Raw genomic sequence first — 21,133 nt, forward strand, 5'->3', positions numbered from 1 at the left:
TCCATGAGCACTGTCACGTTCAACCCCAACACCATTCCGTCCTTTGTTGAAGAATCCGCGGCAGAGACAACCCCGGCTGCGCGTCCGCTTGCCGCGGTCACTGGCGCTGAGCTGCAGGCTCCGCTCATTCAGGGTGGCCACGTCCGCTACGCAAACTTGGACTACGGCGCATCGGCTCCGGCTTTGACCATCGTTTCGGCCTACCTCAACGAGGTCCTGCCCTACTACGCCAGCGTTCACCGGGGCGCCGGGTATGCCTCCCAAATCAGCACGTCGGTGTACGAGAACTCGCGGAACATCGTCCGTGATTTCGTCGGCGGGCGGGCTGATGACTCAGTGATCTTCACCCGGAACACCACGGACTCCTTGAACCTCCTGGCCGGATGCCTCCCGCAGGTGGATGGCCAATTTGCGGGCGAGGTCCTGTACTTGGACATCGAACACCACGCCAACTTGCTGCCGTGGCAGGGAGTCCCGCACCGCAGCGTCGTCGCAGCACCAACCCTGGCCGAAACGCTGGACAAGCTGGAGGCCGAACTTGCCCAGGGCGGGGTCAGCCTCCTGGCCGTGACCGGCGCCTCGAACGTGACCGGGGAGATCCTACCGATCGCCCGCCTCGCTTCCCTTGCCCACGAATACGGCGCCCGGATCGTGGTGGACGCAGCTCAGCTCGCACCGCATCGCCGGATCAACATCACCGAGGCGGACGTCGACTACATAGTCTTCTCCGGACACAAGCTCTACGCCCCCTTCGGTGCGGGTGTCGTGGTGGGTCGTCCGGACTGGCTCGACGCCGGCATACCGCACCTTGCCGGAGGCGGCGCCGTACGCGAAGCGCGCCTGGACTCCGTCAGCTGGGCCGCGGGCCCGGCACGCCACGAGGGCGGCTCCCCCAACGTGCTGGGTGCCGCGACACTTGCTCGGGCCACTCAAGTCCTCGCAGGCCTGGACCAGGACGCGTGGCACGCCCACGAGTCCGCCATCCGCTCGTACTTGGTGAACGGCCTGGAGGCCATCGATGGCGTGACCGTCCACAAGATCTTCGCTGACTCCCTGGACACCATCGGTGTGGTCAACTTCTCTGTAGAAGGATTCGACGCCGGACTGGTTGCGGCTTACCTGGCGGCCGAGCACGGCGTGGGCCTCCGTGATGGCCGGTTCTGCGCCCACCCCCTCCTCAAGCGCCTCGGGCTCCCCTCCGGGTCCCTGCGTGCCAGCTTCGGCGTCGGCTCCCGGTTGGAGGACGCCGCCAGGCTGCTCGCCGGCATCGAAGGACTCAAGCGCGACGGACTGGGCTGGGACTACGTAGTGGACGAGGGTCGTTGGGTTCCTGCAAACGACCATCGCAGCTACCCCGAATGGGCTCCGAACACTCCCGGCACTGCGGGCGCAGCTCCCTGCACTGTGGACTAGGAACACTGCGGGACTAGGAACACTGGACTAGGAACACTGCGGACCAGAAGCACTGCGGTAAATTCATAGGGTACTTTCAGTGACCCTGTGAAGGAGCTTTTCGTGGCCCTGCGTTCACCGGCTGCCTCCAGCGGACAGCCACGCACTCCCGGACCAGCCGGGCCGCGTGGTCCGAGGCTGCATGCCTCCCGCCGGCATGAACTCGGTCAGAGCTTCCAGGACGGCGGCGAACACTATGACCGCGTGCGACCCGGCTATCCGGCCGATTCCGTGGACTGGCTGCTTCCTCCTGGAGCGCAGTCCGCAGCCGATCTCGGAGCCGGCACGGGAAAGTTCACGGCACTCCTCGTAGAACGCGGCCTGGCCGTCACCGCCGTCGATCCTTCCACGGACATGTTGGAGCAATTGCGAAAAGCCCACCCCCAGGTCAATGCGCTGGAGGGAACAGCCGAGGCAACTGGACTGACGGACTCAGCATTCGACGTCGTCAGCGTTGCCCAGGCCTGGCACTGGTGCGAGCCCTTGGCAGCGAGCACGGAGATCGCGCGGATCCTGCGGCCCCATGGGATCTTGGGACTGATCTGGAATCAACTGGACACTTCACTTCCGTGGGTTCACCGTCTTTCGCGCATCATGCATGCAGGCGATGTCCACAAGCCCGGATTCCGGCCAGTCATCGGCCCGGAGTTTGAAGGTTTGGAACGTCACCTGACCCGGTGGGAGGATGCCCTGACGCCGGGGGACATCATGGAACTGACCAAGTCGCGCAGCTACTATCTCCGCGCCAACGACGCCACCCGCGCAAAAGTCATGGCCAACCTGGAGTGGTACCTCCACGAACACCTCGGCCATGCCCCTGGTGAAACCATCGGGTTGCCCTACATGACGCAGACCTGGCGGGCAGTCAAGGTTCAAGGTACAACGCCACGGTAGGCTTGGGGTGTGAAGACCAGTACGCCCTCCTCCTCGATCGAGGACTACGTCAAGGTCATCTACTCCTACACGGAGTGGCAGGACAAACCAATTACGTCGTCCCAGCTTGCCCAGCGCCTGGGGGTGGCTAACTCCTCCGTGTCTGAGATGGTGCGCAAGCTCAAGGACCAAGGCCTGGTTGACCACCAACCGTACAGCGCCATCAGGCTGACCCCTCAGGGCATGCGGCTAGCGCTGTCCATGGTGCGCCGGCACCGCCTGATTGAGACGTACTTGGTGGATGAACTCGGCTACAGCTGGGACGAGGTCCACGACGAAGCCGAAATGTTGGAACACGCTGTGTCCGATACGTTCATTGAGCGGATGTCGGCCAAGCTTGGACATCCTGTCCGGGACCCTCACGGAGATCCGATTCCTTCGGCCGATGGTTCGGTCGACTTGCCTCACGCCTACCGGATGATTGAACTGGATCAGGGTCATTCAGGCAGGATCACGCGAATCAGCGACGAGAACCCGGACCTCCTGCGATACCTTGCCTCGGAAGAGATTTCCTTGGACGCGCCTGTTGAAGTGGTGGGCCGCAAACCCTTCGGAGGGGCTTTGGTAGTGCGCATCGGCAGCGGCGCAAAAGGCCGCGAGTTCGACCTCGCGGACGAAGTCACTTCAGCTCTTTGGGTCCAAAGCGCGGAGACGCACGAAGGCTGCATCCTTCCAGCCCGATAAGCCCGAACCCGACAAGCCCAGGCCCCATTAGCCCAGGCGCGAATCAGGTCAGCTTGGCTGCCCGCCCGCACCGCCGTCGTCGGACGCGGTATTCGGTTCGCTGACGGCGGCCGCCGCAGCCTCCCGGACAGGATTCCGGATTCCGACGGCGGAGGCCAGTGCCCCGAACAGGAACAGGCCCGCAGTCACCAGCAAAGCGTTGTACAGTCCCTCCCGGGTGAAGGCCGGCCCCACAATCACCCCTGCGAAGGCGATGGAGATCAGACCCGCTATACGGGCAACAGCGTTGTTCACGGCCGAACCAATCCCGGCCTCCTCCGAGGGCACGGCGCCCAGAATGGCCGCCGTGAGGGGCGCAACCAACGTCGCCAGGCCAAGGCCAAAGACTATCTGCCCCGGCAACACCTGCGTCCAGTAGTTGAGCGGCTCCTGGACAGTCAACGACATCAGAAAGCCCGCACCACAAAGTAGAGGGCCTACCGTCATGAACCATCTTGGGCCGTACTTTCCGGCGAGGCCACCAAAGTAGGACGCACCCAGCATGAGGATGACTGTGCCGGGAAGCAGCGCCATGCCCGCCACGGTGGCGCCCATGCCGCCTACCTGCTGCAGGTAAATGCCCAACACGAAGAAGCCCAGGGAGATGGCGGCATAGATGGACAGTGTAGCGAGATTACCCCAGGCAAAATTGCGGATACTGAAGAGTCGCAGCGGCAACATGGGCTCAGCAGTCCGGGCCTCGTGGAAGAGGAACAGCACCATCGCAACCACACCCACCACAAGTGGGACCCACACCTGGGCGCTCCCCCACCCCATCCTCCCCTGTTCGATGAAGGCATACACCGGCCCGCCCAAGCCAACCATGGCAAGGAAAGCTCCCAGGTAGTCGATGCGTTTGCTCTTGTCCCTCGCCGCGTCCGACGCCCGCAGGCGTGCAAGCATTGGCCAGATGGCAACAGCGGGGATGACATTGATGAAGAAAATCACACGCCATGAAAGCAGGTCCACAGCGATGCCGCCGATCAGTGGTCCCACAATGGCCGCAGCGCTCGTCCAACCCGACCATTGCCCGATGGCTTTTGACTGTGCCGGGCCGGTGAACGACGAGATGATCATGGCGAGCGAACTCGGAACCAGGAGGGCGCCGGCGATTCCTTGAAGTGCCCGGGAAACTACCAGCACTTCGCCGGTCCACGCGAGGCCGCACATCACCGAGGTCACGGCAAAACCGGCCAGCCCCCATTCAAGGATCCTGGCCCTGCCGAAATGGTCAGATAGCGAGCCGGCAACCAGGATCAATGCCCCCAGAGTGAGCAGGTAGGCGTCCACCACCCACTGTTGAATGACCAGACCGCCACCCAATTCCCTTCCGATGGCCGGCAGTGCGAGATTCACCACAAAACCATCCAGGATTGCTATGAAAGAAGCCACGATTGCCACCACAAGGACACGCTTTTGAAGCGGGGTACTCGGCGTCAGGACCGCAGCGTCAGTCATGTGCAAAGCCTACGCCCGGGAAGTCCCGTATCGTTGAATGGTGATTAGCAGACGTGATGCCGCATTGGCCCTTGATATTTCGATGGAAATGGCCCAACGCCACGGCATTCCGTCCCGCCTCTCCGAGGCCGAGCTCAGGGATATCCAGGACAACCCTCCGGCGTGGTTGGTACAGTCACGGGCCAACCGCACCGGCAAGCGACCCGTCTGGGTCCACCTGACTTGTGCTGTCTGCGGATACACCGAGGCCGTTCGCCCCAAGAAATGGTGGCCGGACTTTTCCTTCGTGTTCTGTGGAACCCACCGGAACAGCGAACTTCCCGAACTGTTCCTCGGCGATGTCCGCAGCGAATATGAAGGCGTGGGAAGCCGGTTCATCGGCGTTGTGGACGTTCGCGAGGACTAGGCCAGCTGGCTCATTTCGGATGGCACGGCAGTGAGCTTCAGTACTTTTCCCTCCCGGAGCACCGTCAGCGGGAACGGCTGGCCGATAGCCTCGGCAAAAAGCAATTTCTGCAAACTCTCAGCACTGGACACCGCACGATCCTGCGCACGCAGCACCACATCCCCCGCTTGGAGCCCTGACAACTCGGCTGGCGAGCCCGCAATGACCTCCACCACTCGCAGGCCTTCCTTCTGCCCCGTCCTCACCACCGCACTGACGTCCAGTGGTATCGGCGTGCTCACCAAGCCCAGGTAAGCCCGGCGAACGCGGCCGTCCCTCAGCAGCGCCGCGATGATGCGCTGGGTTGTGGTGTTGATGGGTACTGCCAGCCCCAGCCCAAGACCCGCAACGGCGGTGTTGATTCCCACGATGCGTCCCCTCGTATCGGCCAGTGCACCCCCGGAGTTCCCTGGGTTGAGCGCAGCATCAGTTTGAATGACGTCCTCAATCACCCGCCTGTGTTCGCCCGCCCTTACGGGTATGGAACGCCCCAACCCGCTCACCACGCCGGCAGTTACCGAACCGGCCAAACCGAGCGGATTCCCCACGGCGATCACCAGTTGGCCCACCCGCAAGGTTTCAGCGTTGCCCAGCAATGCCGGAGGCGGGGTTGACTTCACGCCACGGACCACGGCGAGGTCGGAGAGGGGATCTGCGCCCACCAGCTTAACCTCAGTCTGCTTGCCATCCGCGAAAACGGCCCGACCGGACTCGATGCCTGCCACCACGTGGGCGTTGGTCAGCATGTATCCGTCGCCGGTGAAGACCACTGCTGACCCGCTTCCGCCGCGGACCCGTCCGCGGCGGTCTGTACTCGTCATTTCGATTGCAGCGACGTGGGGTGTCACCGACTCGGCAACCCGTATGACAATCTGTGAATACGCGTCCAAAGCTCCGTCGTCGTCTGACGCCTGTTCTTCGAAAGCCTGGTCTGTCGTCATCTCGCGCCTCCTGCCAACGTCCGCCGCGCTTCACCGCTACCCTTCGGCGACGCGTCTACCCTGTACAACTGCCATGCAGTTGCCTGTAGTCCGGAAGTTGCTACGCCGTGGGTGAACGTTCGCGCCTGCTGCAAAAAGAAAGCCCCCGGATCACGAAGATCCGAGGGCTTTCCGGGGTGGAGATGGGGGGAATTGAACCCCCGTCCGATGTCGTTTTGTCAGGGCTTCTCCGGGCGCAGTTCGCGTCGGATTTTCTCGGCCCCAGCCATCCTGCGAACAGGTGGCTGATCCGGGCCCAGTCATCTAAGAGTCCCGTTTACCTCAATGACGAAGGCAAACAGCAGTGGCTATCTAAATGACGCCAGGAACCGGGGCGATAGCAACCCCGGGCTGACGGACTGTCTTACTGCTTAGGCAGCGAGAGCGAAGTCAGTGCGCTTAGATTCGGCACTTATTGGTTTGCAGACAGCGTTTACGAGATAATTCTGCATCCTCGGCCCGCTTCACCTGTCGCGACTAACATCGTCGAAACCGATCATCCCCGTATTTTGTTATCAAACCCAACAAGAGTTTTAAACCCATGTCGGACTACCTATCATAACGCATCCATCCGGCAGATCATTCCCCGGAGACACGCTGCCTAGCGTCGGTTGCGTTCCCGCAACTCACGCAACGACTCACGCTTGTCCTGCTGCTCGCGGAGCGTCTGGCGCTTGTCGTAATCCTTCTTGCCTCGGGCGATAGCAATTTCCACCTTGGCCCGGCCGTCCAGGAAGTAGAGCTGTAGCGGCACAACGGTAAAGCCGGACTCGCGAATTTTCTGCGAAATCTTGTCCAGTTCATCGCGGTGCAGCAGGAGCTTACGACGGCGACGTGCAGCATGGTTGGTCCAGCTCCCCTGGTGATACTCAGGGATGTGGATGCCCTCCATCCACAGTTCGTCGTTGTAGAAGGTGCAGAAGCCATCAACCATGGAGGCATGGCCTTCACGGAGGGACTTCACCTCTGTTCCCATGAGTGCAATGCCTGCCTCATAGGTGTCCAGGACATGGTAGTTATGCCGGGCCTTCCGATTGGTGGCCACTACCTTACGGCCACTTTCCTTGGGCACGGTAGAACTCCTTGTTAGATGCGGATTTCAACTAGTGTACGCCAGCCGATACATCCTCTGCGCGCTATCTGCACGCTAGAGGAGAGTCATGGGGTCGACTGCGGCACTATTGAGCCAGGTTTCGAAGTGCGCGTGGCAACCTGTCGAGTTACCCGTGCTGCCTGAGTATGCGATGAGTTGCCCCGCCGATACTTGCTGACCGTTCGCTACGACAATGCTGCTGTTGTGGTAGTAGATGGTGGTCAGCGAGTTGCCTTGCACCACACCGTGGGACAGTTTTACCCGCCATCCGCCGCCGTCGGCAGAGTTCCAGCCCGAGTTGAAGACCTCCCCTGCCGCCGCCGCATAGACCGGCGTGCCACATGCCGCGCCGAAGTCAATGCCGGTGTGCATGTAACCACCGGTGCCATAGAAGTCGATGGTCCCTGGTGGCGTCGCCCGCCAGCCAAATCCGGACGTGATGGGGACAGCACTTGCAAAGGGGTGACGAAGACCGAACGCTGACGGCGAACCAGCCGGCGGAGGAGAATATGGCGGTTCCGGAGGTGCAGGCCTTCCTTGGGCTGCGGCTGCAGCAGCTGCCGCAGCGGCAGCCTCTTCGGCAATCCGGCGCTGTTCTGCTTCCCAGGCTTCCCTCAGCTTCCGGTCACGCTCCACGATTTCGGCGGCGACTGTATTCTGTTCGGCCTTCACCCGGGCAAGGTTGGCTTCGATGCCCGGCTTAGCAGCCTGCAGTTGTCCATTGAGACGTGTAGTGTCTTCAATCAGCTTGTCGACTTCGGCTTTCCTGCTCGCCGCCTCGTCCCTTGCTGACTTTTCCCGTTCAAGCGCGGCGTCCGCCTTGGCCTTCAGGTCCTGGATTTCTTCCTCGACAGCAACAAGCCTCGCCTGGGAGTTCACGTTGGTGGCGTTCTGCTGGGTGAGTTTGGTCATCGCCGCGTTTTGGCTGCGCATGGCCTGGTCAGCCAAATCCATGGACTCGGTCAGGCTTCCGGATTCACTGGAGCCGAACAACAGGGCGATATTCGTGGGAACTCCACCGGACTTGTAGGCCTGGGAGGCGATCTGTCCGATCAGCTTCTTGGTGTCCGTGATCTTCTGCTTATCGCTCTCCAGCTGCTCCGTAATTTTGGCCTTGTTCTGCTGGGCAAGCTCAACCCTGGCAGCAAGTGCCTCGACTTCCTTCACCGCACTCGCCACCCGGCCCTGCGCCTCAAGCAGAGCCTGCTGTGCACCGGGAAGCCGGCCCTGGTAAATCACCAGGTCACCGGCAGCCTTTGCGATGTTTGAGTCGACAAACTCGAGCGAAGCCTGGACCCGGGCCGCTTCTGCTTCCAGTGCAGCCTGCTGGTCCTCAAGGCTGTCTGCCTGGGCTGTTGGAGCGCCTGAAAGGAGACTGACGGCCAGGCCAACAGCAAGAACCGCCCCCAGAAACCGAGCATGGCCCGACGCAAGGCGTCGGCGCAGGGGGTTCGGGTCCAACGTGGTCATCAGGATTCCTTTTCGCTTGTCAGCATGGCCGTTGTTTCAGTCAGGGCGTTCACGGTTAGACCTTCAGGTAACGCCGGAGAGTCAAGAGGGAAGAGATACCGGCAAGACCCGCGCCAAGGGCAATCAGCACCGGGGCGATCACCAGGACCTGCGTGGACGAGATGAACGGGGTGTTGAGGAACTGCCTCGACAAGTCGCCGTTGAGCCAGAAGTGGGCCATAAGCCAGAGCGTAACGGAGGCCAGTAGCGCACCCACAACGGCAGCTATTACACCTTCCAGGATGAACGGCAGTTGAATCACCGTCTTTGACGCACCAACCAGCCGCATGATCCCTGTCTCCCGCCGTCGACTGAATGCCGACAACCGGATGGTGGTGGTGATCAAGAGGACCGCACAGAAAATCATCACCGCCGCCACGCCTATGGCCGCGACCGACGCCCCGTTCATCCAGGAAAATATGCGCTCGAGCACCTGCCGTTGGTCACTGACCGTTTCAACACCCGGTTGCGAGGAGAACGTCTCACTGATGATTTCGTATTTTTCGGGGTTCTTCATGTTGATCCGGAACGAGGCCGGCAACTGGTCCTCAGATACGGAATCCACAATCGGAGAGTTGGAGAACTGCTCCTTGAAGTGTGTGTACGCCTCGGCTTGGGACTCGAACTGGAAATCGTTGATGTACGGCTTGATTGCCGGGGATTCGAGCATTGCCTGCAGATTGTCCTGCTGTTCCTTGGTGGCCGAACCCGAGGCGCAACCCACCGCCGTCGAACCGTCATTACAAAGGAAGACTGCTACCTGGACTTTGTCGTACCAGTAGCCCTTCATCTGGTTGATCTGCATCTGCAGCATGCCGGCCGCACCAACGAACGTCAGGGAAACAAAAGTCACCAAGACTACGGAAATTACCATGGAGAGGTTCCGGCGCAGGCCACCACCGATTTCCCCCAGGATGAACAAAAGCCTCACAGCTGTGCCCCCTGCGCACGGTTGAGTTCTTCCCCGCTGGCATCGCGCAGCCGGCGCGATTCGCCAACCACGGGAATCATGGAGGTGTACAGCGCCTTGGCTTCGTCGCGAATGACCTTGCCGTTCTTGAGCTCCACCACGCGGCGGCGCATTTCATTGACAATGTCGTCGTCGTGGGTTGCCATCACTACCGTGGTGCCGTTCTGATTGATCTTGTCCAGGACGCCCATGATTCCCATCGAGGTGATGGGGTCAAGGTTTCCGGTCGGTTCGTCCGCCAGCAAAATGCCGGGGCGGTTTACGACGGCGCGGGCGATCGCCACACGCTGCTGCTCACCACCGGAAAGTTCATGAGGCATGCGGCGTTCCTTGCCCTCAAGGCCAACCGTCTTCAAGACCTCAGGTACCGTCTCCCTGATAATCGAGCGGCTTTTGCCGATCACCTGCATCGCGAATGCTACGTTCGCGAAAACGTTCTTCTGAGGGAGCAACCGGAAGTCCTGGAAGACAACGCCGATTCCGCGCCGGAGCTTCGGGACGCGCCAGCTCGAAATGTTGGCAACATTCTGGCCAGCGACGTAAACCGATCCGGACGAGGCTTTGTCCTCTTTCAGGATCAACCGCAGGAAGGTGGACTTGCCTGATCCTGAAGCGCCCACCAGGAAGGTGAATTCGCCGCGGTTGATCTCAAGGCTCACAGAATCGAGCGCCGGTCGGGCATTCTGCTCGTAGACCTTGGTGACATTCTCAAATCTGATCATGGCCCTTTAGAACCCCGCCGGACATGACATAGTTGCCCAGTCCAACAGCCGGAGCGCGGGCTTTCGATGGGGGAAGTGAGAGCACCGGCCACTCGACTATACGCACGGGTCAGCCGCTATTCCCGGGCTTTCAGGGGCGTGTCGCGGAATCCTGACCAGCGTGTGGCCCCGGGCACATTAACCGCTTGCTAGTTGGCCGCTGCGTTTCGGTTGCCGGTACGCCAGCGAATGCCGGCGTCGATGAAATCATCTATGTCGCCGTCAAGCACCGCCGAGGTGTTGCCCACCTCATGTTCCGTTCGCAGGTCCTTGACCATCTGGTAGGGATTGAGCACGTAGGAACGCATTTGGTCGCCCCAGGACGCTTTGACGTCTCCGGCCAATGCCTTCTTTTCCGCGTCCTGCTGTTCCTTCTTAACCAGCAGCAATCGGGACTGGAGTACGCGCATGGCGGCCGCCCGGTTCTGAAGCTGCGATTTCTCATTCTGCATTGAGACCACAATGCCCGTAGGGATGTGGGTCAGCCTCACCGCGGAGTCAGTTGTATTGACCGACTGGCCTCCCGGGCCGGAGGACCGGAAGACGTCCACTCGGATTTCGTTGTCCGGGATCTCGATGGAGTCTGTTTGCTCGATCAACGGGATGACTTCCACCGCTGCGAAGGATGTCTGACGGCGCCCTTGATTATCAAAAGGACTGATGCGAACCAACCTGTGGGTTCCGGCTTCAACGCTCAACGTGCCAAAGGCGTAAGGTGCCTTGACTTCGAAGGTGGCCGATTTCAGACCGGCTTCTTCGGCATAGGACGTATCCATCACAGTGGTCGGGTAGCCATGGCGCTCGGCCCAACGCAGGTACATCCTCATCAGCATCTCAGCGAAGTCGGCAGCATCAACGCCGCCGGCTCCCGCCCTAATGGTCACTACAGCTTCGCGTTCGTCATACTCACCCGACAAAAGGGTTGTAATCTCAAGTTCCGCCAGCGCCTTGCGGATAGAGGAAAGTTCTTTGGCCGCTTCCGCCATCGAATCCTCATCGCCCTCGTCCTGGCCTAGTTCCACCAGGACTTCGAGATCATCAATCCGGGAAGCGAGCTTGGATAGCCGCTCAACTTCGGACTGCCGGTGCGACAACCGGGACGTGATCACCTGTGCAGAAGCAGGATCATCCCAAAGGTCCGGAGCCCCTGCCTGCTCGCTCAGCTCAGCGATCTCCGCCTTTAAGGCATCAACATCGGTGACGTTCTCGATTGAGCTGTACGTTGCTCGAAGTGCGCGGATTTCCGCGGGAAAATCAATTTCAGCCATGATCTTCCCAGCGTACGCTATCCGTCGACCTCCCAGAGGGCGTCCTCCCCTCTGCCTATGGGGACGCGCTCACTGGGTCAGCCGGGAACGGGCCGTTGACCTCGCCTCAATGAGAACCCCTTCGGGGAGCAAAAAGCTGATCACCGGCGGATGCGCTACGGCGGTGAGGACCACAACTGCAGTACCGCCCGGCTCGCTTCCCGTACCTGCTGCCACAGCCAGCTGGTCATGGCGGGAAAAGGCGTTGCTGGCATCGAGGTAGGAGCCGGTTGCTGCCACCACCCTTGCATCCACCAGGGATGTGGAAGGAGTACTGCTTCCCCCGGTATCCCCCACAGTGAAAGAATCTGCGGCCGCGAGAGCCGCTCCGTCAGCCAGGGACAAGAGCTTCTTGCGCTCCAGATACATGGCTGAAGCTCCCATGACCACCGAAGCCAGGAGGAGCGACAACAGCACGAACCCCAGGATGAGAACCGATAACTGTCCATCCTCCCGCGGGTGCCCATTCGATGTCACTACTGTCATTGGTGACGCCCTACAACCTGCGATGCTGAAGCACTGAGCCGGCTTGCGTGCAATTGCAATACGTCCCCAAATGGGATCAAGGGCAAAGACACGTCCAGGCGCACGGTCACGGTTACGGTTGCGCCGGCCGCCAAACAATTCTCACGATCACACTCGAAGGTGATACTGGCCTTCCCAGCTTCATGACCGTGGTCCCTGAGGGCCACAAGAACACTGCGCTCCGCGGCAATCCTTGCGCTGCCGGGATCCCGTTGCGTCACGAAGACTTTCGCTGCTTGGTCAGCAGCACCAACTACAGCAAACGATCCGCCCTGAATCTGGCCTACAGTCACCACGAAATAGACGACGGGGACCATGAGCAGCAACGCCAGGAAGGTGAATTCCACTGTGGCGTTGCCCCCTTGGGTTTCCTGTTCCTGATGGGGAGCGTAAGTCGTTGCTGTCCCAAGCGGCTCCGCCCGTAAGCACAAGGCCGCCCGCAGCCTAAGCCGGAAGCCGCCGAGTAGTGACCTTGGCGTGTCACCCCGGGAGGTCTGCATGACCCTTGACCTCCAAGGTTTGGGCGGGGCCGATCAGGCCAACCACCGGCAGGGGTGCCCTCACTGTCACTTCCAAGGTTCGGATCCCATCCATCGTGATTTCAGTCGATGTGACATCGCGGGCAAAATCACCGCTCAACGCGGCACCAATCAACTCGGCAGTCCGGGCACGGGCGTCCGCGGACGTTCGATCCGACAACGCCCCGTATCCCGCTCCGGAAGCGGCAGCATCAATGAGCGTGTTCCGAACGTGCAGCACTAGCATCAGCTGAACAATCGACATGAAAAACAAGGTCAGCAAGGCGCCAACCAACACGAAGTCGACAACCGCTGATCCGCGCTCATTCATATGCCCAACGCCCGGATTGAGACGGTCACCTACAAGGCTTTTATGGTCCATCCCGTGTCCTACTTGCCCACCTTGCTCATTGCTTGATTGAAGAGATCGCCCAACGCCGGTGTGGCGATGGCGAGTAGTCCAGCCACGAGGATCGCTGACATTAAGGTGATCATCACCCAACCAGGCACGTCACCGCGCTCGCGATCTTCCCTGTGGGGCATCGCCCTCAGAGCGATGCCCACGAGCAACCATGAGGAGCAAAGCCGAGGGAAAGATACAGCGGACAATTTGTTTGTAACTCGTTTCATGGTTTTCCCCAATGTGTTTCCTGGAGGCACTGACATAGTGTCGCCGGTTGAAAGTACGGAAAGGTCGGATAGGACAGATTGATGGCAGTGCGCTAAAGGCTCATTTGCAGAGCCGCAATGGCCGGGAAAGCAGCGAAGACTACGGTAAGAGGAAGCACGCCGAAGACAAGCGGCACCATCATGGCGATCTCTTTTCTGCCCGCAGACTCCATGAGTTCCCGCTGTGCGGCGTCGCGGACGTCTGCCGCTTGCGCCCGCAGGACGTCCGCGAGGGGCGTTCCACGTTCAACAGCAACCACCAGACCGTCAATGAACCTGACCAAGGGCGGCAATTCCGCCCTTGATGAAAAGGCCTGTAGTGCTTCCGTCAGCGGTTTCCCCGACCGTGTATCCGCCAGGATTGTGGCAAACTCCCCGGACAGTTCACCATTTGAGCTGCGGCTCACCCTGTCCATTGCGCCCATCGCGCTCTCTCCCGCAGCAACAGCGAGCGCCATTAGCTCCGCGAGGCTGGGAAACTCAGCCAACATCCTTGATTCCCTCCGTTTGATCCTCAGTCCCAACACATAATCGCGAAGCAGGTAACCTCCCACCGCGCTTCCAATGACTGCGATACAAGAGACAGCCGGACTGAATCGCCCGGAGGTCGCACCTGCGATAACCACGAGGACAGCGAGCACGAAAGCGGCGCTGGCCCACAGAAGTTGCTCAGCCCGGAAATCCAATGTTGATTTGGTAGATCCGGCACGGGCAAGCCTCTTGCCCAGGGCTGTGAAACCGGGATTGAAGCGGGACATGGCGACGATTGCATCGCGAACGATGGGGCGAAGAATCCGTTCCAACGGACCGAACGGCGTGAGGTTCTGTGTTGGCGCTCGGAGAAGACGCGAATCGAGGTTCCGCGACTTCAACTGCGGTTCAATGCGGTCAGAGAATGTCGGTGGCCGCATGAACGGGAGCCGCACCAGCATTAACCAGCATCCGGCGCCCAGGAACAGGCCGCACAACACGGCGAAAGCAATGGAGGTGTTCATCGAAAAACCCGCTCATCCTCTGGCAGGGCTCCAACGCGAAGCATCACGGAGTAGCAAGAAACTGAGATCAGCAGCCCTCCCAGCAATACCACCGCGCCCATGCCGGAGTTGAAAGCCGTCATGGCTTCGGCCCGGCTCGCCATGACCACCAAAACTATCCAGGGAGCAGCTACAGCAAGCCGGGCAGCATTGATGGTCCATGACTGCCGGGCCTCAAGCTCACTGCGCGTCCGGGCACTGTCACGCAGGAACATCGAAAGGGTTCCCAGCATGCGCCCAAGGTCCGAACCGCCCACTTCGCGGGTCATTCGCAAGGCCTCGATGATGCGGTCGGCTATAGGGTCTGCCAGCCGATCCTTCAGTCTGTTCACCGCCGCCTCAAAATTTCCGGCGGCTCTATAGTCGGCTCCAAAGTCCAGGAACAATTCCCTTAGCTCCTCCGGTCCATTGTGTCCCAGCTGAATCAACGCCTCCGGCAGTGCAAGGCCCGCACGAATCGCTGACCGCAAGTGGTCCACCACATCCGGCCACAGCTGCCGGAGCGCAGTCCTGCGCTTCCGGGCCCGCCAGCGGACAGCCGCGAACGGAAGCCAGGAACCGAATATCGCAAAACACGCGGCAATCGGCGGCGATCCTGTCAGAACGTAGAATGCCAGCAGCGCAAACAATCCGAAGCCGGCGCAGGTGGCAAGGAGTCCGCCGCCCGTTACTTTTTCGATCCCTGCTGACATCAGAAGGAGATCCAAGCGACGGGGCTTGTTTCTTCTCGATTCAACCGGTGGCGCGACCCATGCGGACCACCAAACGAGGAACACTCCCAAGCCACACGCGATGCCAAGCAACGGCGCCATCAGTTCAACTCCAGGAGGGCAGCCACGTCAAAGCCTGCCCGGGCAAACTTTTCCGCTGCCGGCATGGAGTTTGCCTTAGGCTGCAACTGACCTGCAACCATGCCAAAGACACCAGTGGACTCGATGATCCCGTTTTCGACCCTGCGCCCCAAAGAAAGAATTTCGGTTACCTGCCTACGCCCGGTTGAGTGTCGGCCGCAGTGCACCACGAGATCGATGCAGGATGCCACTGTGGGTACTACGAAAGCGCTGGAGATATTCGCTCCCGCCAAGAGTGGTAGCGTGCAGATCTTCGTGACGGCATCGTGTGCAGAGTTGGCATGCACGGTGCACATCCCCGGCAACCCGGAATTCAGGGCGATCAGCATATCGAGGCTTTCGGCTTCGCGGACCTCTCCGACTACCAAGCGATCCGGACGCATCCGAAGCGCTTCCTTAACCAGCCGCCGCAACGGGATTTCCCCTTCACCTTCGAGATTTGCCTGGCGGCATTGCAACCCGACTACGTCGCGAAGCGGGAGCTGCAATTCAAAGATCTCCTCAACCGTGATGACACGTTCACGGGAACCTATGCTTGCGGCAAGGCAGTTCAGCATAGTTGTCTTCCCCGCCTCGGTTGCTCCCGACACCAGGATGTTGAGCCCGCTGGCTACGGCCGCGCCAAGGAATCTGGCGGCTTGGGGCGTCAGGCTTCCAAGCTCCACGAGGTGTTCAAGTCGGTTTGCCCGCGCGATAAACTTCCGGATGTTGACAGCCCAGTGCTTACGGGTGATGTCCGGGATCGCTACGTGCAACCTGGATCCGTCGGGAAGTGCCGCATCAACGAAGGGGGACGAGAGATCCAAACGGCGCCCCGAGCTCTTGAGCATCCTTTCCACGAGATCCCGCACTTGCTGATCGCTGAGCGTTACGGCCGTCAGCTCGGATTCCCCATTGCGGGCCACATAGATCTCGTGCGGCGCATTGATCCATACCTCTTCGATTCCCGCATCATCCAAGAGCGGCTGCAGCGGCCCAAATCCCGCAACGGCATCAAAGATGTGTTGTCGGGCGGCCTCGAGGTGTCCGAGTGAAGGCAGGGGGCTAAGGAGTGCCCGCTCGTCGTAATCGTTGACGGCCTCATCTACGAGAAGCCGAACATCCTTTGTTTGTTCCAGCGGATCCAGCCCGCGGCGTCGTATGAGTTCGCGGACTTCTCCCTCGACGATTCTTACAGCATCCACATCTTTCCCCATGATCACGAACCCGTAAATGAGAGGCGCATCTCGAGTCATTCACGCTAGGCGAGCGAACGCAGAAGCCCAAGTCCCTCAGAAAGCACGTGTGGATAAGTGCCCCCTTCTGTCACTTAAGCATCCTGAATCCCACTAGTCACTCCAGTTTCGGAATGTTAGGGTAAAGCCCGTTAGGAGCTGGCCTTTGGTCTCATGCGCAGGCGCCCGCCCTGGAGCTTGTCGGCAAGCCACACCATGCGCCGCTAAGCCGCGGTACAGGGCCGGATGTGAAAATGAAAACTAATTCGATGGACCCGGTCCACCGCATCCCTCTGGCACGTGCCGGCCTGGCGCTGACTGTCGCACTGCTGGCGGCTGGCAGCCTTGGAGTTCCCGCATGGGCGCAGCCGTCCGGCCCTCAACCGGCCCCGCATTCCCAGACTCAGGAAAACCCGCCGCTGCAGGGCCCCCGGCCGGCCGGAGACGGCTCCGGCTCCTCTCCGGACAGCGGGTTGCCAACGGATGGGCAGGTGCCTGATCAGCAAGAGCGGCCGGCCGCCGTCGAACCCTCACCCGTGGTGACAAACCCAACCGCCACCGGTCAGCCCGAAGCACCTGCCGCAACACCCAAATCCATGCCCGGCAACGCCCCGGACGCCGAAGCCATGAAGACGGCCATGCGAGCCGCCATTCCAGCCGGTGGCGCAGAAATGGGGCAGCGCTCGCCGAGAGTATTGGCCAAGCAGCAGAAGGCTGCTTCGCAGCCATCTGGAGCAAAAGCAGTCGGCGGAGCCGTGGACACGGTCTTCCCTATGGCGGCGGACCCGGGGCACTGGCGCCCCACTATCGGCATTGCCGGACAGGACGTTAGTGCCCATCAGGGCAACGTCAACTGGCAGAACCAATGGAATCAAGGTTCCCGATGGGCATACGTCAAGGCCTCTGAAGGCAACTACTACCTCAATGAGAACTACACACAGCAGTACAACGGCTCCCGCAGCGTAGGCATGGTCCGGGGTGCCTACCACTTCGCAATCCCCAACTGGTCATCAGGTGCTGACCAGGCCCGATATTTCGTCGCAAACGGTGGTGGGTGGACAGCCGACGGTTACACATTGCCTCCCGTCCTGGACATTGAGTACAACCCCTATGCCGGACGGACCATCAACGGGTTTTACTTCGGCAACACGTGCTACGACATGTCCAAAGCCCAGCTCGGACAGTGGGCGGCCGACTTTGGTAACACAGTCAAGGCCCTGACCGGCCGTTTCCCGGTCATCTACAGCACCACCGACTGGTGGAATACCTGCGTGGGTAACTCCACCTTCGGAAGCTACCCCCTGTGGATCGCGTCCTACTGGAACAACCCAACCAACTCCCCGGGTAACCTGCCGGTCAGTTGGGGCAACTACACCATGTGGCAGTACAGCAGCACCGGCCCCTTTGAGGGCGATTCAAACATTTTCAACGGCACCTATGACCAGCTTCGGACATTTGCGCGTGGAGTCCCCCGCCCGTCCAGCCCCTCCATTCGGTCCGGGGCTGACGTGCTCGCTGCCATGCCCTCCGGACGCTTGGACAATTTCCCCGCCGACGGTCAAGGCCGTATTACGGGCCCGGTAACGATCGGGTCCGGTTGGGGCACTGCGCAGTCCGTCCACGTCGTTGACTGGAACCAGGACGGAGTCCAAGACATCCTCGCCCAGTGGCGGGACGGCTCCCTCCAAGTCTTCCGCGGTGCCTCCGGCGGCGGATTCCTTTCACCCTTGCTGGTGGGAACAGGGTGGCAGGAGATGTCGCTCACGGCCGGGTGGTGGAACTCGAGGGACGCATATCCGGGTGTCATCGGCCAGGATGGCAAAGGAAACCTTTACCGCTATACGAATACGGCAGGAGGCGCCCTCAATGGGGGTGTGCTGATCGGGACCGGATTCGGAGGGCACCAATTCAACCAAATGGACTTCGACGGGGACGGCAACCAGGACATCGTCTCCCGGACGGCCGACGGCATCATGCGTCTATACCGCTCAAACGGCGTGGGGTCGTTCCTCTCCGAATCGAGCCGGGTGATTGGCAACGGCTGGTCCGGCATGACATCGGTGAGCTCCGCAGCGGGTTTCAACGGCTCCGGTTCGCAGGGGCTCCACGCCCGGACTGCCAATGGTGACCTTTTCTACTACCCGGCTGTCGCCGGATCATGGGGCAACCGCTTCCTCATCGGAGTGGGATGGAATGACGCGAACGTGATCGGCGGCGCACCGGTCAACGTTGAGAGCACTCTCGGCGTAGACCCGCAAGATGTGGTGGCCGCTCGTCAAGACGGCAACCTGTACCGTTACCCCGGTTCCGGGTCTACTTCGTTGTTGCCAGCCGAGCTTATCGGCACGCAGTGGACCGGTCTTAAGGCCGGTTTCCTCGCAGACTGGAACAACGACGGCGCTTTGGACATCGTTGCGCAGTGGACCGATGGACGGCTTAGCGTCTACCCGGGATTCAGGGGCCGGGGTTACGGGGCGCCGATCAGTCTCGGAACCGGTTGGAAGGACTGGACGCTCACAGTTGGTTCGTGGAAGAAGTCTGACGCACGCCCGAGCATCGTTGGCTACGATCCCACGGGCCGTTTATTCCATATCAGCAATCCATCCGGCACCACCTTGGGCTCCAGGGTTCAGATTGGTACAGGTTGGGCAGGCTTGGACATCGCCCAGATGGACTTCGACAAGGACTCCAACATGGACCTTCTCGCGAAGAATGCCGCCGGTGATTTATTGCTCTACCGGTCATCCGGCAGTGGAGCACTGGTCCAGGAAGCGCCCGGCGTAGTGGGAACCGGTTGGAACGTAGTCAACAGCTACGGAGCCATCCGTGGATTCGCAGGAGCCGGTTCAACCGGAATCCTGGCGCGCACCACAGGCGGCGATCTGCGCTACTACCCGGTCGGACAGAATCGTAGCTGGGGTTCGCCCACCAAAGTTGGCACTGGTTGGGGCGCGCTGAGAATCTTCGCCCCCGCCTGAAGTTAGAACGCGGCACGCTCCGCGTCCAAAATTCGCCAAGGGCCTGCGCACTCCGAAAAGGAGTGCGCAGGCCCTTTCGCATTTGGCAAAACTACGTAAAGGAAACAAATAATGTTTGGGCCTGGAGACAGGTCTAAATCGCGGGATAGCGTGATCTAATGAAGGTGGTCTCACGTATTGGCTGTTCAGCGCATTCGGGAAACGGGCTTTGTTTGGGGGCAAGCGAAGGTCACGAATGCGCACAATCAAGGAGTGATCTTTCATGGCGTTTACCGTTTCAACGGCCAAGGTCAGCATTTCGCCGCCGCTTTCCGTCAATCCCTACATGGCGGGGTACGGGACCCTCGACGGCGGCCGGGAGGCCACCAGCAGTGCACCCTACGAATCACTGTGGGTTCGGGCGATCATACTTTGGGAAAACGGCTCCCCCAACCTGATCATGAGCGTGGATATTCTTGCCCTGCCCAGATCCATTCATCAGCGGGCCCGGCAACGGATCCTGGAGTTGGCAAGCTGGTCCAATGGCGACATCCTGATCCAGTCCACCCACACCCATAACGGGCCGGCCGTAGTTGACACCCTCCACCCATTCATGTGCTACGGGCTGTCAGATTTGTCCATGGTTGAGACCTATAGCCAGCACTTGGAGAACGACCTCGTGGACGCTGCCAGTGAAGCGCTCAACGCCTCGCAGACCGCCGTCACTTTGGATTACAAGGTCACCACAGCCAGCATCGCCTACAACAGAGTGGGCCTTCCATACCTTGAGAACACAGTCCCCGTCATTGTGGCACGCAAGCCAAACGGCAACGCCGCGGCGGTGATTTTCAACTACGCATGCCATCCGGTCGCGGCTGGCATGCGTACGCTGTTCGACGGCGATTTTCCCGCCGGAGCGTGTAACTACATCGAAAACACCAACCCCGAGTGTTTTGCCTTGTTCTTGCAGGGAGCGGCTGGAGATCAGAACCCCATGGGAGTACCCAGCTGGGAGTTGAGGGACGAGTACGCCACCAGGCTCGGTGCTGCTGTTGACGTGGCCATGCAGACGCCGGGAAGGACCATCGGCAGTCCGCTCCTGACGAGCTACCGGGAGGTGGAGATCCCCCTGGATATCACGCCCACGGCAGGCAACATGGCTGCTGTCCGGGCCGCCTATGCGTCCCGCTTGCCCAACCTCGATGGCAATCCTGCCTGGTACGGACGCCATGCCCAGGTCATGATCGGTCGAATTGATAGCGGCAGTTACGAAACCTCAGTCGTTTGCCCCTTCCAGGTGTGGAAGTTCGGAGGCAGTCCCCAACTGAGGATCGGGATCGTCGGTGGCGAGTTGGTAAGCGGCTATGCCGCATATTTCCGGGCACGGTTCGGCGGTGCAAACGGTGTCATCGTCGGTGGCTACGGAAACGAGTCGTGCTACTACGTGCCCAGTGCACAGTTCCTGCCGCCCTACTCCTCGGGCGGCAGCTATGAGGGCGGCTGGGACCCGGACCATCCCGGGATCGCTGGCGGCTCCATGACTGTTTACGGACACATCGGCCACTTCCGCGGCGGAACAACGGGCGTAGAAGCGACTGTCATCAACACGCTGAACTCGATGTTCGCCTAAGCACCGTCCACGTCGAAGGCCTTGGTCCCCGGAGCAAGGCCTTCGACGTACACGCACCGCAAATTTTCGTAGCGGTATCGATACCCGATTCGCAGCTAAATTCA

General features: G+C 60.7%; 20 protein-coding genes and 1 other RNA gene. 6 read left to right on the top strand and 15 right to left on the bottom strand.

The annotated features are described in order from the left end of the window. Positions 1 to 3 precede the first annotated feature (3 nt). From A477_RS0107980 to A477_RS0107990, 3 genes are all read left to right on the top strand, one after another. Positions 4 to 1,413 carry an aminotransferase class V-fold PLP-dependent enzyme gene (locus A477_RS0107980; RefSeq protein WP_017198492.1) on the top strand — a complete coding sequence of 470 codons (1,410 nt, stop codon included), beginning with the start codon at positions 4 to 6 and terminating at the stop codon, positions 1,411 to 1,413. 108 nt (positions 1,414 to 1,521) lie between these two features. Further along, positions 1,522 to 2,346, top strand: coding sequence for a class I SAM-dependent methyltransferase (locus tag A477_RS0107985; RefSeq protein ID WP_044568568.1), 825 nt, complete (start codon positions 1,522 to 1,524; stop codon positions 2,344 to 2,346). A 9-nt stretch (positions 2,347 to 2,355) separates the two neighbouring features. Continuing rightward, positions 2,356 to 3,069 carry a metal-dependent transcriptional regulator gene (locus tag A477_RS0107990; RefSeq protein ID WP_017198494.1) on the top strand — a complete coding sequence of 238 codons (714 nt, stop codon included), beginning with the start codon at positions 2,356 to 2,358 and terminating at the stop codon, positions 3,067 to 3,069. A 48-nt stretch (positions 3,070 to 3,117) separates the two neighbouring features. Here A477_RS0107990 and A477_RS0107995 read toward each other — a convergent pair whose 3' ends face one another. Continuing rightward, positions 3,118 to 4,572 carry an MFS transporter gene (locus A477_RS0107995; protein ID WP_017198495.1) on the bottom strand — a complete coding sequence of 485 codons (1,455 nt, stop codon included), beginning with the start codon at positions 4,570 to 4,572 and terminating at the stop codon, positions 3,118 to 3,120. Between the two features lie 31 nt (positions 4,573 to 4,603). Here A477_RS0107995 and A477_RS0108000 point away from each other — a divergent pair, with 31 nt between their 5' ends. Beyond that, entirely contained in the window at positions 4,604 to 4,972 is a 369-nt protein-coding gene (locus A477_RS0108000; RefSeq protein WP_237715751.1) for a hypothetical protein, read from the top strand. On the opposite strand, the gene A477_RS0108005 is transcribed toward A477_RS0108000, so the two are convergent. The 14 genes from A477_RS0108005 to A477_RS0108065 form a co-directional block, all read right to left on the bottom strand. Further along, positions 4,969 to 5,952: a S1C family serine protease gene (locus A477_RS0108005; protein ID WP_017198497.1), complete on the bottom strand. Its 984-nt coding sequence runs from the start codon at positions 5,950 to 5,952 to the stop codon at positions 4,969 to 4,971. The genes A477_RS0108000 and A477_RS0108005 overlap by 4 nt on opposite strands. 174 nt (positions 5,953 to 6,126) lie before the next feature. Then, positions 6,127 to 6,495, bottom strand: a transfer-messenger RNA (tmRNA) gene (gene ssrA, locus A477_RS22955). 97 nt (positions 6,496 to 6,592) lie between these two features. Continuing rightward, positions 6,593 to 7,063 (bottom strand): SsrA-binding protein SmpB, encoded by a 471-nt coding sequence (smpB, locus tag A477_RS0108010; RefSeq protein ID WP_017198498.1) that lies wholly within the window; start codon positions 7,061 to 7,063, stop codon positions 6,593 to 6,595. Positions 7,064 to 7,138: 75 nt separating this feature from the next. Next, complete coding sequence (locus A477_RS0108015; RefSeq protein ID WP_017198499.1) at positions 7,139 to 8,554, bottom strand: M23 family metallopeptidase; 1,416 nt, start codon at positions 8,552 to 8,554, stop codon at positions 7,139 to 7,141. A gap of 55 nt (positions 8,555 to 8,609) precedes the next feature. Further along, positions 8,610 to 9,524: a permease-like cell division protein FtsX gene (gene ftsX, locus A477_RS0108020; protein WP_017198500.1), complete on the bottom strand. Its 915-nt coding sequence runs from the start codon at positions 9,522 to 9,524 to the stop codon at positions 8,610 to 8,612. Then, entirely contained in the window at positions 9,521 to 10,285 is a 765-nt protein-coding gene (gene ftsE, locus A477_RS0108025) for a cell division ATP-binding protein FtsE (RefSeq protein WP_017198501.1), read from the bottom strand. Before ftsE ends, ftsX begins: the two co-directional genes overlap by 4 nt. Before the next feature lie 188 nt (positions 10,286 to 10,473). Continuing rightward, entirely contained in the window at positions 10,474 to 11,592 is a 1,119-nt protein-coding gene (gene prfB, locus A477_RS0108030; RefSeq protein WP_017198502.1) for a peptide chain release factor 2, read from the bottom strand. 69 nt (positions 11,593 to 11,661) lie between these two features. Beyond that, the gene (locus A477_RS0108035; protein ID WP_044568553.1) at positions 11,662 to 12,117 is read right to left on the bottom strand and encodes a pilus assembly protein TadG-related protein; all 456 of its coding nucleotides are present in this window, start codon (positions 12,115 to 12,117) and stop codon (positions 11,662 to 11,664) included. Continuing rightward, entirely contained in the window at positions 12,114 to 12,656 is a 543-nt protein-coding gene (locus tag A477_RS0108040; RefSeq protein WP_017198504.1) for a hypothetical protein, read from the bottom strand. Before A477_RS0108040 ends, A477_RS0108035 begins: the two co-directional genes overlap by 4 nt. Next, on the bottom strand, positions 12,637 to 13,056 hold the full coding sequence (locus A477_RS0108045) for a TadE family protein (protein ID WP_017198505.1): 420 nt from the start codon (positions 13,054 to 13,056) through the stop codon (positions 12,637 to 12,639). Before A477_RS0108045 ends, A477_RS0108040 begins: the two co-directional genes overlap by 20 nt. 8 nt (positions 13,057 to 13,064) lie before the next feature. Then, positions 13,065 to 13,304: a hypothetical protein gene (locus A477_RS0108050; protein WP_017198506.1), complete on the bottom strand. Its 240-nt coding sequence runs from the start codon at positions 13,302 to 13,304 to the stop codon at positions 13,065 to 13,067. A gap of 92 nt (positions 13,305 to 13,396) precedes the next feature. Further along, the gene (locus tag A477_RS0108055) at positions 13,397 to 14,338 is read right to left on the bottom strand and encodes a type II secretion system F family protein (protein WP_017198507.1); all 942 of its coding nucleotides are present in this window, start codon (positions 14,336 to 14,338) and stop codon (positions 13,397 to 13,399) included. Next, positions 14,335 to 15,189: a type II secretion system F family protein gene (locus A477_RS0108060; protein ID WP_017198508.1), complete on the bottom strand. Its 855-nt coding sequence runs from the start codon at positions 15,187 to 15,189 to the stop codon at positions 14,335 to 14,337. Before A477_RS0108060 ends, A477_RS0108055 begins: the two co-directional genes overlap by 4 nt. Beyond that, positions 15,189 to 16,412, bottom strand: a complete 1,224-nt coding sequence (locus A477_RS0108065) for a TadA family conjugal transfer-associated ATPase (protein ID WP_026005445.1) — start codon at positions 16,410 to 16,412, stop codon at positions 15,189 to 15,191. The genes A477_RS0108060 and A477_RS0108065 overlap by 1 nt, the downstream gene beginning before the upstream one ends. A 284-nt stretch (positions 16,413 to 16,696) precedes the next feature. Here A477_RS0108065 and A477_RS0108070 point away from each other — a divergent pair, with 284 nt between their 5' ends. Then, entirely contained in the window at positions 16,697 to 19,420 is a 2,724-nt protein-coding gene (locus A477_RS0108070; RefSeq protein ID WP_237715752.1) for a GH25 family lysozyme, read from the top strand. 262 nt (positions 19,421 to 19,682) lie between these two features. Further along, complete coding sequence (locus tag A477_RS0108075) at positions 19,683 to 21,029, top strand: hypothetical protein (RefSeq protein WP_017198509.1); 1,347 nt, start codon at positions 19,683 to 19,685, stop codon at positions 21,027 to 21,029. Positions 21,030 to 21,133: the final 104 nt, after the last annotated feature.

It is taken from the genome of Arthrobacter sp. M2012083, assembly GCF_000281065.1.
Taxonomy (GTDB): Bacteria; Actinomycetota; Actinomycetes; order Actinomycetales; family Micrococcaceae; genus Arthrobacter.

What these genes read in the sequence shown, in the direction of transcription:
- A477_RS0108015 (WP_017198499.1), bottom strand. Translation starts at nt 8,554, where the DNA reads ATGACCACGTTGGACCCGAACCCCCTGCGCCGACGCCTTGCGTCGGGC.
- A477_RS0108040 (WP_017198504.1), bottom strand. Translation starts at nt 12,656, where the DNA reads ATGCAGACCTCCCGGGGTGACACGCCAAGGTCACTACTCGGCGGCTTC.
- A477_RS0108000 (WP_237715751.1), top strand. Translation starts at nt 4,604, where the DNA reads ATGGTGATTAGCAGACGTGATGCCGCATTGGCCCTTGATATTTCGATG.
- A477_RS0108005 (WP_017198497.1), bottom strand. Translation starts at nt 5,952, where the DNA reads ATGACGACAGACCAGGCTTTCGAAGAACAGGCGTCAGACGACGACGGA.
- ftsE (WP_017198501.1), bottom strand. Translation starts at nt 10,285, where the DNA reads ATGATCAGATTTGAGAATGTCACCAAGGTCTACGAGCAGAATGCCCGA.
- prfB (WP_017198502.1), bottom strand. Translation starts at nt 11,592, where the DNA reads ATGGCTGAAATTGATTTTCCCGCGGAAATCCGCGCACTTCGAGCAACG.
- A477_RS0108075 (WP_017198509.1), top strand. Translation starts at nt 19,683, where the DNA reads ATGGCGTTTACCGTTTCAACGGCCAAGGTCAGCATTTCGCCGCCGCTT.
- A477_RS0108035 (WP_044568553.1), bottom strand. Translation starts at nt 12,117, where the DNA reads ATGACAGTAGTGACATCGAATGGGCACCCGCGGGAGGATGGACAGTTA.
- A477_RS0107980 (WP_017198492.1), top strand. Translation starts at nt 4, where the DNA reads ATGAGCACTGTCACGTTCAACCCCAACACCATTCCGTCCTTTGTTGAA.
- A477_RS0108060 (WP_017198508.1), bottom strand. Translation starts at nt 15,189, where the DNA reads ATGGCGCCGTTGCTTGGCATCGCGTGTGGCTTGGGAGTGTTCCTCGTT.
- A477_RS0108070 (WP_237715752.1), top strand. Translation starts at nt 16,697, where the DNA reads ATGAAAACTAATTCGATGGACCCGGTCCACCGCATCCCTCTGGCACGT.
- A477_RS0108045 (WP_017198505.1), bottom strand. Translation starts at nt 13,056, where the DNA reads ATGGACCATAAAAGCCTTGTAGGTGACCGTCTCAATCCGGGCGTTGGG.
- A477_RS0108050 (WP_017198506.1), bottom strand. Translation starts at nt 13,304, where the DNA reads ATGAAACGAGTTACAAACAAATTGTCCGCTGTATCTTTCCCTCGGCTT.
- A477_RS0108055 (WP_017198507.1), bottom strand. Translation starts at nt 14,338, where the DNA reads ATGAACACCTCCATTGCTTTCGCCGTGTTGTGCGGCCTGTTCCTGGGC.